The sequence below is a fragment of the Hymenobacter ruricola genome (assembly GCF_015694525.1).
In the GTDB taxonomy this organism is placed as follows: Bacteria; Bacteroidota; Bacteroidia; order Cytophagales; family Hymenobacteraceae; genus Hymenobacter; species Hymenobacter ruricola.
The window spans coordinates 121660-134089 of record NZ_JADQDM010000001.1 but is presented as its reverse complement, the minus strand read 5'-3'; the positions used below and the strand labels follow the sequence as shown (position 1 = coordinate 134089).

13 protein-coding genes are annotated in these 12430 nt (G+C 62.3%); 5 read left to right on the top strand and 8 right to left on the bottom strand.

All coding sequences use genetic code 11. The features are described from left to right. Positions 1-2: 2 nt before the first annotated feature. Positions 3-734, bottom strand: coding sequence for a hypothetical protein (locus tag I2H31_RS00660; RefSeq protein ID WP_196291068.1), 732 nt, complete (start codon positions 732-734; stop codon positions 3-5). A gap of 142 nt (positions 735-876) precedes the next feature. Continuing rightward, positions 877-1449 (bottom strand): RNA polymerase sigma factor, encoded by a 573-nt coding sequence (locus I2H31_RS00655; RefSeq protein WP_196291067.1) that lies wholly within the window; start codon positions 1447-1449, stop codon positions 877-879. 118 nt (positions 1450-1567) lie between these two features. Here I2H31_RS00655 and I2H31_RS00650 point away from each other — a divergent pair, with 118 nt between their 5' ends. From I2H31_RS00650 to I2H31_RS00630, 5 genes are all read left to right on the top strand, one after another. After that, entirely contained in the window at positions 1568-1951 is a 384-nt protein-coding gene (locus I2H31_RS00650) for a hypothetical protein (RefSeq protein WP_196291066.1), read from the top strand. Continuing rightward, entirely contained in the window at positions 1933-2145 is a 213-nt protein-coding gene (locus tag I2H31_RS00645; RefSeq protein ID WP_196291065.1) for a hypothetical protein, read from the top strand. Before I2H31_RS00650 ends, I2H31_RS00645 begins: the two co-directional genes overlap by 19 nt. 98 nt (positions 2146-2243) lie before the next feature. Then, positions 2244-3314, top strand: coding sequence for an NAD-dependent epimerase/dehydratase family protein (locus I2H31_RS00640; protein ID WP_196291064.1), 1071 nt, complete (start codon positions 2244-2246; stop codon positions 3312-3314). Between the two features lie 14 nt (positions 3315-3328). Continuing rightward, positions 3329-4408 (top strand): NAD-dependent epimerase/dehydratase family protein, encoded by a 1080-nt coding sequence (locus I2H31_RS00635; protein WP_196291063.1) that lies wholly within the window; start codon positions 3329-3331, stop codon positions 4406-4408. Further along, positions 4405-5157, top strand: coding sequence for a glycosyltransferase family 2 protein (locus I2H31_RS00630; RefSeq protein WP_196291062.1), 753 nt, complete (start codon positions 4405-4407; stop codon positions 5155-5157). The genes I2H31_RS00635 and I2H31_RS00630 overlap by 4 nt, the downstream gene beginning before the upstream one ends. 73 nt (positions 5158-5230) lie before the next feature. Here I2H31_RS00630 and amaB read toward each other — a convergent pair whose 3' ends face one another. The 6 genes from amaB to I2H31_RS00600 form a co-directional block, all read right to left on the bottom strand. Next, positions 5231-6835 carry an L-piperidine-6-carboxylate dehydrogenase gene (gene amaB / locus I2H31_RS00625; RefSeq protein ID WP_196291061.1) on the bottom strand — a complete coding sequence of 535 codons (1605 nt, stop codon included), beginning with the start codon at positions 6833-6835 and terminating at the stop codon, positions 5231-5233. A 146-nt stretch (positions 6836-6981) separates the two neighbouring features. After that, entirely contained in the window at positions 6982-7443 is a 462-nt protein-coding gene (locus I2H31_RS00620) for a hypothetical protein (RefSeq protein ID WP_196291060.1), read from the bottom strand. A 157-nt stretch (positions 7444-7600) separates the two neighbouring features. After that, positions 7601-8791 carry an AAA family ATPase gene (locus I2H31_RS00615; protein ID WP_196291059.1) on the bottom strand — a complete coding sequence of 397 codons (1191 nt, stop codon included), beginning with the start codon at positions 8789-8791 and terminating at the stop codon, positions 7601-7603. Between the two features lie 303 nt (positions 8792-9094). Next, positions 9095-10588, bottom strand: a complete 1494-nt coding sequence (locus tag I2H31_RS00610; protein ID WP_230687376.1) for a S1C family serine protease — start codon at positions 10586-10588, stop codon at positions 9095-9097. A 241-nt stretch (positions 10589-10829) separates the two neighbouring features. Then, positions 10830-11366 carry an Hsp20/alpha crystallin family protein gene (locus I2H31_RS00605; RefSeq protein WP_196291058.1) on the bottom strand — a complete coding sequence of 179 codons (537 nt, stop codon included), beginning with the start codon at positions 11364-11366 and terminating at the stop codon, positions 10830-10832. Between the two features lie 240 nt (positions 11367-11606). Continuing rightward, positions 11607-12410: a hypothetical protein gene (locus tag I2H31_RS00600; protein ID WP_196291057.1), complete on the bottom strand. Its 804-nt coding sequence runs from the start codon at positions 12408-12410 to the stop codon at positions 11607-11609. Positions 12411-12430 lie beyond the last annotated feature (20 nt).

Genomic DNA, 12430 nt, shown 5'->3' with positions numbered 1-12430 from the left:
GGCTAGCGACGACTGTCGGCCAGCACAAAAGCGCCCATGTTGCGGTCGTCGCTGGCCGTGGCGCCCAGGTGCAGTTGCTGGTCCAGAATGTCGAGGCGCACCTGCAGGTTGCGGTTCATGGCCGTGAGCACGGCGTCGGGCTGCGGGTGGTGCAGCAGCTCGGCTTTTAGTTGGCGGTAGCTCGAATCAAGCGACACCAGCTCACGCTGCCAGTCGGCCGTCATGCCGGCTGAGCCGGGGCCACGCAGCTCGCTCAGCTCACTTTGGCGGCGGGCCAGTTGGTTGGTGTAGTAGGCTTCCATGCCGCGCACGGCCCGCACGAGCTGGCTGTCGGCGCCGGTGGTGCGCTCGGCGGCGGCCAGTGCGGTGGGGTTGCCGCCCTGGTAGAGGGCCGCATCGGGCTCGGTGCCGGGCAGGCTGGCGGCGGCTTTGGGCGCGGGGGCAGCGGCCAGTTCGGCCGCGGGCTGGTTCGATTTCCAGGCCTCGCTGGCACCGGCGGCAAACACCAGCAGCGCAAGCGAGGCCGCCACGCCGTAGCGCTGCAGCCAGCTGGCGCGGGGCGCCGCTGGGGCCGCCGCGGGCTCCTGGCTGAGGCGCAGCACCGGCGGCGCTACGGGTTCGGCCAGTTGTTGTTCGAGGGCGGCCCAGAGGTCGGGGCGCGGCTCGTGCGTGTCGAAATCGGCGCGGTGCCGCTCGACGAAGTTTTCCAGTGAATTAGGCTTGTTCGGGTTCATGGATGGTTGCAAACGCACGGTTCTTCCAGGTTCCAAAGGGGCCGCGGGGATAATGGGGTGGTAACCGCGGCCGGGCGAAAAAGGATGAAGAGTAGTGAGGAAATACGTGTAACGGATGGAAAGGCTAATGAATTGAATTGGCTTAGCTCAGGCCGCGCTGGGCGGCCAACTCGCGCAGGCGCACCCGGGCCCGGCTGTACTGCGACTTGGAAGTGGATTCGGAAATGCCCAGGATGCCGGCAATTTCGAGGTGGTCGTAGCCTTCGAGCAGGTAGAGGCTCAGCACCACGCGGTAGCCGTCGGGCAGCTCCTGAATGCAGCGGCGTAGCACGTCGGCGCGGTAGCTGGCGTCGGCCTCGTCTTCGGGCGTGGGGCCGGCGGCTTCGGCGGGCTCGTCGTGGTGCTGCTCGCCCAGGGGCACCAGCGCCAGGCGCCGCTGCCGCAGGCAGTTGATGCTTTTGTTGACGACGATGCGCTTCAGCCAGGCCCCGAACGACGAGTCGCCCTTGTAGCTGCTCAGTTCCCGGAAAGCGCTCAGAAAAGACTCCTGGAGCACGTCTTCGGCCTCGGCGTAGTCGCCGGTGATGCGCAGGGCCGCGTTGAACATGGCCTTGGCGTAGCGCCGGTAAATTTCGGCCTGGGCCTGGCGGTCGTTCAGGCGGCAGCGCTCCACCAGCGGAGCATTGATGTCAACGTAGGCAACGGCGGCTTCCATGCGCAGAGAAAGGCGAAGTTTTAAAGAGCTTAAGCAGGCAAAGGACCCCGCGGGCCGGGCAAGGGTTGCAGGCCGGGCACGAGGCCGTAACTTGTTCGCAAATTAACTTTTTTCTACCATGCGCTTCGCACCGCTTGTTCGCTCACTAGGCCTGGCCTCGCTCCTCCTTGGCGCCGGGCCGGGGCTCAGCAGCTGTTCCAAAAGCGACTCGGACGCGTCCTCTTCCAGCTTGTTCATCAACTTTGGCCCCGGCCTGGGCTACGACGTGCGCACCGGCAACAACCTGCCCGTGGGCGAGCAGGACCCCACCGATTGGGTACTGGACGGCCCGTGGAACAGCCGCGAGCAAAAGCTTTTTCAGTCATTGCGTCTTGATTTGAATGGCCCCGTGCAGGCCCAGAGCCGCCCTTCAAACATCTTCGTCGGGGGTATCCCAATCCCACGGTTCTTCAGTTTGTTTTTTCCTACTCCCTGTCCGCCCCGGTGTCGTGCCGGCTGGTGATAGTGGACAAGTTTTACCACGTGCTCCGGGAGCTTGATGCGCCCGAGCAGTACACCAACCGCACCTTCACGTTCGCTGTCAGCGACAGTCCCTTCCAGAAAGGCCAGCGCTACCGGGTGTACTACGTGATGTACAGCGGGGCCACGCTCTACTACAAAGGCCACGGCGATATACAGATTACATCGCCGTTCTAACCCGCCCCGGCAAACGCAACCGCTTGATTCAAAGCATCAAGCAAAACAATCCCGGTCCTTTCCCCGCTTTGGCCTTAATTTTACAGCATCCTCGCTTTATGTCTGTAAAATCCTTCCTTATTACTGGTGGTGCCGGCTTCGTGGGCTCGGCCCTGGCCCTGAGCTTTCGCCAGGCCTACCCCGAGTGCCGCGTCTTCGCCCTCGACAACCTCAAGCGCCGCGGCTCGGAACTGAACCTGCCCCGCCTGCGCGAAGCCGGCATCGAGTTCGTGCACGGCGACATCCGCAACAAAGAGGATTTTGACACCCTGCCGCCGGTCGAAGCCGTCATCGAAGCCTCAGCCGAGCCCTCGGTACTCGCCGGCCTCACCTCGGCGCCGGACTACCTGATTAACACCAACCTGACAGGCACCGTGAACTGCCTGAACTACGCCCGCCAGCACAACGCGGCGTTCGTGTTCCTGTCCACGAGCCGGATTTACCCGATTAACCAAATCGACAAAATCCAAACCGTGGAGGCCGAAACCCGCTTCGAGGTGAGCCCCGAGCAGCCCATTGCCGGCATCTCGTCCGCGGGCCTGGCCGAGGACTTTCCCCTGGAAGGCTACCGCTCGCTCTACGGCGCCACCAAGCTGTGCTCGGAGTATCTGATTCAGGAATACCAGCACTTCTACAACCTGCGCACGGTAATCAACCGCTGCGGCGTACTCACCGGCCCCTGGCAGATGGGCAAGGTCGACCAGGGCGTGGTGGTGCTGTGGGTGGCGCGCCACTTCTGGAAGCAGCCGCTGGGCTACTTCGGCTTCGGCGGCACCGGCAAGCAGGTGCGCGACATCCTGCACGTCGACGACCTGTTTGATTTGGTGAAGTACCAGCTCGAAAACCTGGAGCAGGTGAGCGGCAAGACCCTCAACGTGGGCGGCGGCCGCGACATCAGCGTGAGTTTGCAGGAACTGACGGCCATTTGCCAACGCGTGACCGGCAACACCGTACCCATCAGCTCGCAGGTCGAAAACCGGCAGGCGGACATCCAGCTCTACCTCACCGACAACGCCCGCGTGACCAAACTCACCGGCTGGACGCCCAAACGCTCGGCCGAGCAGATTGTAACTGATGTATATAACTGGCTGCGTGAAAACGAAGCGCAATTGAAACCCATTCTGGGCTAGGGACCTGTAGTTGAATGAAAATTGCACTCATTACGGGAGCCGGTGGCTTGATAGGCTCGGAAGCCGTGGAATTCTTCGCCGACAAGTTCGACCTGGTGGTGGGGCTGGACAATAACATGCGGGCGTACTTCTTTGGCGAGCAGGCCAGCACCGACTGGAACCGGGCCCGCCTGCAGAGCACGTTTGCCAATTACCGCCATCACGCCGTCGACATCCGCGACCAGGCCGCGCTGGAAACCATCTTCCAGGAGTACGCCACGGACATTGCCCTGGTGGTGCACACGGCCGCCCAGCCCAGCCACGACTGGGCCGCGCGCGAGCCTTTCACCGACTTCAGCATCAACGCCAACGGCACGCTTAATCTACTGGAGATGACCCGCCACCACTGCCCAGAGGCCGTCTTCATCTTCACGAGTACCAACAAGGTATACGGCGACACGCCCAACGCCCTCCCGCTGGTCGAACTCGACACGCGCTGGGAAATCGCCGAAGACCACCCCTACTTCGCCCACGGCATAGACGAGCGCATGAGCATCGACCACACCACGCACTCCCTGTTCGGGGCCAGCAAGGTGGCGGCCGACGTACTGGTGCAGGAGTACGGGCGCTACTTCGGGATGAAAACGGCCGTCTTCCGCGGCGGCTGCCTGACGGGCCCGCGCCACTCAGGGGCGCAGCTGCACGGCTTCTTGTCGTACCTGATGAAGTGCGCCATCACCGGCGACCATTACACCGTCTTCGGCTACAAAGGCAAGCAGGTGCGCGACAATATTCACTCCCACGACCTGGTGAACATGTTCTGGCACTTCTACCAGCAGCCCCGCCCCGGCGGCGAGGTCTACAACGCCGGCGGCGGGCGCTTCGCCAACTGCTCGATGCAGGAGGCCATCGCCCTGTGCGAAAAGATTACGGGCAACAAGATGAGCTACTCGTATTCGGAGCAGAACCGCCTGGGCGACCACATCTGGTACGTCTCTGATGTGCGCCGATTCCAAGAGCATTACCCCGGCTGGCAGTTCGAGTACGGCCTCACGGCCACGCTCACGCAAATCTTCGACGAGCTGCGCCAGCGCCGGCCCGCCCCGACGGCATGAACGAGGGCCCGAAGCTGAGCGTGGTCATCCCGGCCTACAACGAAGCGGAAAGCATCGGCGAGACCCTGCGCACGCTCCACGCCACGCTCGTGGCCGAAGGCATCGACCACGAAATCGTCGTCACCAACGACAATTCGAAGGACGACACGCTCGGGGCCTTGCGGGCCCTGGCGGCCGAAATTCCGACGCTCACTTACTACACCAACGCGGGGCCCAACGGCTTTGGCTATGCCGTACGCTACGGGCTGGAACGCTACGCCGGCGACTGCGTGGCCGTGATGATGGCCGACCTCTCGGACGACCCGGCCGATTTGGTGCGCTACTACCGCACGATGGTCGAAGGCAATTACGATTGCGTTTTCGGCTCGCGCTGGATAAAAGGGGGCCGGGTGGTGGACTACCCGGCCCACAAGAAACTACTCAACCGCGTGGCCAACACCCTCGTTAAGACGCTCTTCCGGCTCAAGTACAACGACTGCACCAACGCTTTCAAGCTCTACCGCCGCCACACCATGGAAGGCCTCAAGCCCTTCCTCTCCCCCCACTTCAACCTCACGCTCGAACTCCCGCTCAAGGCCATCGTGCGGGGCTATTCCTACGCCGTGGTGCCCAACTCCTGGACCAATCGCAAGTTTGGCGAAAGCAAGCTCAAAATCAAGGAGATGGGCAGCCGCTACTTCTTCATCATGATGTATTGCCTCATCGAAAAATACTTCGCCCAAGGCGACTTCCAGAAGAAAAACGGTTAGGATTCCTTCTCGACCTCACAAAAAAGCCGCTCCAGAAATGGAGCGGCTTTTTTGTCCTTGCATTTGAAGTCAATTAAATATCGAACTTAATGCCTTGGGCCAATGGCAGCTGCGTGGAGTAGTTGATGGTGTTGGTCTGGCGGCGCATGTAGACTTTCCAAGCGTCGGAGCCGGACTCGCGGCCGCCGCCCGTTTCCTTCTCGCCGCCGAACGCACCGCCGATTTCGGCCCCGCTCGTGCCGATGTTCACGTTGGCAATGCCGCAGTCGGAGCCGTTGGCCGCCAGGAAAGCTTCGGCCTCGCGCATGTTGAGGGTGAAGATGCTGGACGACAGGCCCTGCCGCACGTCGTTTTGCAGCTCAATGGCTTTTTCCACGCCACCGCTGTACTTGATGAGGTAGAGGATGGGCGCGAAGGTTTCTTCCTGCACCGTGTGATAGTGGTTTTCCACTTCCACCAGCGCGGGCTGCACGTAGTGGCCGCCGTGTAGCTCGGCGCCGCTCAGCACCTGGCCGCCGGTGAGCAGCTTGCCGCCTTCGGCCTGCACCTTGGTCAGGGCTTCTTCGAACATCTTCACGGCGTCGCCGTCGATGAGCGGCCCCACCAGCGTGCCTTCCTGCAGCGGGTGGCCGATGGGCAGTTTGGGATAGGTGGCCAGCAGGCGGCTTTTCACCTCATCAAATACGCTGTCTTCGATGATGACGCGGCGGGTGCTGGTGCAACGCTGCCCGGCCGTGCCCACCGCCCCAAACACGATGGCGCGGATGGCAATGTCGAGGTCGGCGTTTTTGGTGACGATGATGGCGTTGTTGCCGCCCAGCTCCAGCAGGGCGCGGCCTAGGCGGGCGCCCACCACTTCGCCTACTTTGCGGCCCATGCGGGTGCTGCCCGTGGCCGACACCAGCGGCACGCGCTGGTCGGCCGCCATGGCCGCGCCGATGTCGGCGCCGCCCACAATCAGGCTGAACACGCCTTCGGGAATGTCGTTTTCCTCCAGCACTTCGCGGATGATGTGCTGCACGGCCACGGCCGTGAGCGGCGTTTTCTCCGAAGGCTTCCAGATGCTCACGTCGCCGCACACGGCGGCCAGCATGGCGTTCCAGCTCCACACGGCCACCGGAAAGTTGAAGGCCGAAATGATGCCGACCAGGCCCAGCGGGTGGTACTGCTCGTACATGCGGTGCGCCGGGCGCTCCGAGTGCATGGTGAAGCCGTGCAGCTGGCGCGAGAGGCCCACCGCGAAGTCGCAGATGTCAATCATTTCCTGCACTTCGCCGAGGCCTTCCTGCAGGATTTTGCCCATCTCGGCGCTCACCAGCTTGCCCAGCGGCTCTTTGTATTCGCGCAGCTTGTTGCCAATCTGGCGCACGATTTCGCCGCGCTTAGGCGCGGGCATCAGGCTCCAGGTTTTGAAAGCTTCCTGCGCGGTTTTGACCACGGCGTCGTAGTCTTCCGCCGTGGCGAAGGCCACGCTGGCAATGCGGCGGCCGTCGGCCGGCGCCGTGATGGTGCGGCGCTCGGCGTTGGCGCTGCCGCCCCACTGGCGGCCGGTGCTGTAGGCGGCGTTTTCGGAGGCCACGCCCAGCTGGCGCAGCACGTCCTGGATGCCGTGGGGGTCTTCGTGCGGGTGAGCCACGGTTACGTCGGGCGCGGTGGCTTCTTCGAGGGCTTGCTTCATGGAAAAATCGGGGTGGGATGTTGCGCCGGCAAAGCTACGGCTTGCCACCGAACGATGCCGCAGTTCTGCCTTCCCAACCGCCATTCCCCGGCCCGGGTTATTCCTTATCCTTCTTTCAACAGCAAAAAACTCTGGCTGCTACTTTCTTAGCGACTTCGCTTTTCCTCTTCCGGCTCGGGCAGCATGCCGGCGCGCTCCTGCTGGTCGCGCAGCCAGGCCATGGCATCGGCTTCGTTGTCGTAAAACAGCGGGTACGAGTCGATGGCGGCCGCCTGCCGCAGGTGCTCTTCCATTTCGGCGCTCTCGGCTGCCTGCCGCTGGTGCGGGCCCGATAAGTAGGCCGTGAACAACGGCCCACCCAAAGCCGCGGCCACCTGCGGCGAAAACTGGTCCCGAAACCACTCGTTCAGGTCGGGGCCATCCAGCGGGCGGCGGCGCAGGTCCAGGAGCCAAAACCGGCAGTTGCCGTGCTCTTTCGCGGCCGTCAGCATGGCCTGGTAGGTGCCTTGCACTTCGGGCGGCGGCAACGCCTGCAGCCACCGGCCAATGAGCACGCCTAAGTCGGAACGGTATTCAAGCGAGAAAGCATCGGTGGGAAATGCAGGCATAGGCACAAGAAGATGGCGAACACAGACTTATACGTCAGGCCCAAATCTGTAGTTGAAAACTCACGATTCATGCGGGCCGCAATGCGGGGCTGCAGGCTAAGCAAAAGCCCCTTCTCGGGCTCGGAAAGGGGCTTTTATTCGGATATGTCCCGAGCGTCTACCCTACTTTTCGCAGGGCCATGCGTTCCTGCTCCAGCTCGCCCAGGTTGTTGAACACCTCTAGGCTGTCGCGGCGCAGGCTGCGCACTTCCTCGTCGGAAAGCTGCCGCACTTTGGTTTGAAAATCCTTGTAATACGCCACAAACACCGCCAGCTCGGGCACGCGGTTTTCGTAGGGCACCATGTTTTCCAGCACTTCGCTGAAGAAGTGGGGGCTGTGCGTGGTCACGAAAAACTGATTTTCCTGCTGCGTGGCAATGCGCTCGGCCAGCTGCGACACGTACTGCGGATACGAATGCGCCTCGGGCTCTTCCAGCAAAATCACCGTGTTGTGGTTCGACTCCATGGCGGCCAGGTAGAAGCCGAAGCGCTGCAAGGTGTCGCCGCTGCTCGAATAGGGGTACGCCACGCTCAGGCCATCAATTTCCTTCATCACCTCGAAGCGGCCGGCGTCGGGGCGCACGCGCAGGCGCAGGCCCCGCTCGGCAAACAGGGAGCCAAATTCCTGGCGCAGGTCGGCGTGCTGCTCCAGCACCTGCACCAGGTTGTTGCCGTAGGGCGGGCGCAACGCGGCTTCGGGGTGGCGCCGGTCGATGCGCCCGCCGGACTTGTAGCGGTACGATTTCACGGCTCGGGGCTGCCAGGCCGGGGCCGAAGTGAGGAAGTGGCCGTCTTCGCCGGGCTGGTCCGGGGCGCCGTGGCGGTCAAATTCGGTGTAGAGAAAGCCCGGCTCGGGCAGGGGCGCGGCCGTGGCCAGGTGCGGGTACAGGCGCTCCAGCAGCAGGGCGTCGTCGGCGGCGCGGGTTTTGCTGCGTCCTTCCAGCAAGGGCAAGCCCAGCTGAGCGCGCAGCAGTCGGTACACGGCCTGGCTGAACACGCCGTAGCGAAACCGCTTGCCTTTGGCGTCGTGGCCCAGCAGGCACACGTCGCGGTCGGTTTCCACCCGGATGGGCAAGGTTGTCACACTGTCATGAAAGAGCTGGGCGGGCTTTTCGTAGCGCACGAAGCTGCCCATGAATTTCTTCTTTTTTCCGAACGGAAAACCTCCCAATAAGCTCATGGCCTCCAGCACCGTCGATTTTCCCACATTGGGCTGACCAATGATAAGGTTGACGCGCCGCGGGTGCAGCACAGCGCTCCGAATCGACTTGAAATTCTGGATATAGAGGGTGTTAATGACGTTTTCCATGCGCGTGTAACGACAAACGGACTAAACTGTTTGCCGTTCAAAATCCAAAGCAACTCTTCCCAAATCGGGACTACTACTTACGAGCAAAGCCGGCAAAGGGACTTACCCCCGCCAGCATAATTACCCGTCTCTTAAAACTATTTTGGTCGAAGTTAGGCCCTGAATTCAGACTTTCCGGCGGGTGTTGCCAAATAAATTTTCGCCGCCAATGAGCCGCTGACTTCGGCAAAAAAGAGGGTCCTGCTACAGTACAAAAAAAAACCCCTGCCAATTAGGCAGGGGCTTTCCAAACAACGAAAGATGTTATTCGGCGCCGATGGGGTAATACGCCTTGCGGCCGTCCGGGTACACCCCTTCTACCAGCACACCGCCGCCGTTGCGGGCCTGGTCGAGAATGTTTTTCACGTCGGAAGGCTTGGTCACCTGGCTCTTGTCGATGCGGGTGATGATGAAGCCGTCGGCCATGCCCGTTTCGCGCAGGTTGCTGCCCTTGATGCCGCTGATTTTGGCACCGCCTTCCAGGCCGAGCTTGGCCAGGTCGCGGGCCGGCACCGTGGAGATGGTGGCGCCTTCGTACTTGATGGACGCCACAGCGTCTTCGCGCACCACGCCGGTGGTGCCGGTGGAGTTGCGCAGCACGGCCTCGGTGGTACCAGTGCTGCTGCCGCGCAGGTAGCTCACCTTAATCTTGTCGCCGGGGCGGAAGCGGGCTACCTGCTCCTGCAACTGCGAGGAGGTATTCACGGCCACGCCGTTGATTTGGGTGATGATGTCGCCCGTTTTCAGGCCGGCGGCGGCGGCGGCGCTGTTCTCGCTCAGGCCCTGCACGTACACGCCGTTCAGGGTATTGAGCTTTTTGTCGGAGGCAAGCTTGGCGTCCACTTCCTGGATTTGCACGCCGAGCAGAGCGCGCTGCACCACTTTGTACTTCAGCAGGTCATCCACCACTTTGCTGGCCAGCGAGCTGGGAATGGCGAAAGAATAGCCCTCGTAGCTGCCCGTGTGCGAAGCAATGGCCGAGTTGATGCCGATGAGGTCGCCATTGAGGTTGACGAGGGCACCGCCCGAGTTGCCGGGGTTCACCACGGCGTCGGTCTGGATGAACGACTCCAGGCCCATATTATCCTTGCGGTTCAGGATGCCAATGTTGCGGCCTTTGGCGGAGATAATGCCGGCCGTCACGGTCGAGTTCAGGTTGAAGGGGTTGCCCACGGCGAGCACCCACTGGCCCACTTTCACGTCGTCGGAGTTGCCGTACTTCACGAAAGGCAGGTTGTCGGCTTTCACCTTCAGCACGGCCAGGTCGGTGTTGGGGTCGGCGCCCACAAGCTCGGCGTCGAACTTGCGCTTGTCATCCAGCACCACCTCAATCTTGGAGGCTTTCTCGATGACGTGGTTGTTGGTCACGATGTAGCCGTTGGCGGCGATGATGACGCCCGAGCCGGAGCCCTGGCCACCGCCGCGCGGCTGCTGCTGAAACTGGTCGAACTGGTCGCCGAAAAACTGGCGCAGGAACGGGTCCATCTGCTGCTGGCGCTGCGCGGGCTCGGCGGCGTATTCGGTCATCACGTGCACCACGGCCGGGGTCACGGCGGCAGCGGCGGCCACGAAGTTCAGGCCTTCGGGCACCACGTAGGGCGTGCTCCGCATCTCGGACGTGTAACGCACCTGGGGGTTGGCGGCTACAGCCTGGGGCGCCACTTGGGCGGGCTCCAGCAGCTTGTACCCCCCCACGGCCACGCCGCCGCCCAAAATGGCGGAACCGAGCAGGCCGAGCATCATTTGTTTTGCTTGCATGGGGTAAGGGAAATTGAAAAAGGGTGAAACGAGGTAATGAAGGGCCTAATTTAATGTTCCGGTTATGAAAACCGGATGAGCCAACCCGAAGATATTTCTACCAACGCGACAAGGATTCAGTTTAGCGCCCCAAGGTTGCTTTTAGCAGAAAACAGGCCAAATCGGACAGTGTACGGACCTAACACGCGCCACTGCAAAAAAGGCACCCCGCGGGGTGCCTTTTTTGCAAAACCGTCCGCGCTTAGCGGATTTCGATGTGCTGCTTGGTCACCTTCTCGGTGTCGAAGGGCAGCGTCACGCGCAGGATGCCGTCGGTCAGCTCGGCGCCGATGGCCTTCACGTTCACCGTATCGGGCAGGCGGAAGCTGCGGGTGAAGGCGCCGTAATTGGTTTCGAGGCGGCGGAACTTGGGCGCGGCCGGAGCTTCCGGGGCTACCACGGCCGGCTTATTTTCGTCGGCTTTGTTCTCGTCGCCGGTGTTGGCTTCGGTGGCGGTAGCGGCAGCTTCTTTGGCAGCCGCGGCGGGGTTGGCGCGCTCGCCGGAAATCACCAGCTGGCCGTCGTGGAATTCAATGTTGATGGCTTCTTTCCGGAAGCCGGGCAGCGCGAGGTGCAGCTCAAAGCCTTCGGCCGTTTCGAGAATGTCGGCGGCGGGCACGAAGGCGGGCGTGGGCTGGGTAGGCGCTACTTGCGGTTCGCGGAGCATGTCGGCGAGCATGGTGCTCAGGGCGCGGCTGGGGCGCAGGGATGGGCGGGTGTTATACAGCAGAGTTGCCATGATTGATATAAAGTTGAAGGTGGTGAAAGAATGATTGCCGGCTTGCGGCACACTTGCTTTCATTCAATTCTATACCAAACCCAGTTACGCCGTCTTTACAAGACAAATTGTCTCATTTTTCAAAATTCACCTAAACTCCCCCTTCTCTAATTCCTAGAAATACCATCCTGACACTTCCCAAATGGCATAAACAAGAAAAGCAACCACCTGCAAATATGTCAGCAGCATAGCCGAAAGCGGCTAGTGCTGCGTGGGCAGCTGCCGGCGTGTGGCGGCGTCCTGGCCGTTGAGGAAGGTGAAGCGCACGTCGAGCCCGACCACCGGCGACACGGCATTGGCCCGGCCGGCGGGTTCGGTGATGTTGTTGTACTCATCGTAGCGCGCCAAGGCAAAGCTGTACTGGGTTTGGTAGGCGAACCACGGCGTCACGTCGAGCAGGCGCGAGAGGCGCACGCCCACTTCGCCGCGCAGGCTGGTGAAGTCAATGGTGCGCTCGTCGGGGTCGGTGCTGGCGCGTAGCAGGCGCACGTGCGTGGCGGCCTCGTAGCTCAGGCGCGGGCGCAGGGCCAGGCCTCCCAAGGAAACTATCTTCTCTAAGTCGGCCCGTAGGCGGGCATTGGTTTTCCCCGTAGCCCCGCGGGCCCCCGGAAGCTCGCGCTCCAGGCTCAAACGCTGGCCGAAGGTGAGCGGCCCGATGGGGCTGCGGTGGCGCAGCAGCACCTCGGGCAGCAGCGCGTAGGTGTTGTAGGACGAGATGTAGGCGGCCGTGGCGCCAATGCTCCAGTGCTCGTTCCAGAAATGCTCGTAGCCCAGGGTGAGGCGCCGCTCGTCGAAGCCGAGCACGCGGTTGGGGTCGTCGAAGCCGTTGTTGTCGGTAAGGTTCTGGCCGCGCAGGGCCACCAGGAAATAGTCGTTGTCGGGCAGGGCCACTTCGGCCTGCGCTTCGGGCCAGATTTGCAGCCCGAATACGTTGCGGCGGGTTTGGGCCGTGGCCGGCAGGGCAAGCAAGGCGCCGAACAGGGCGCTGAGTAGGAGCTGTTTCATAAAGCAAATTGCAACGGCAG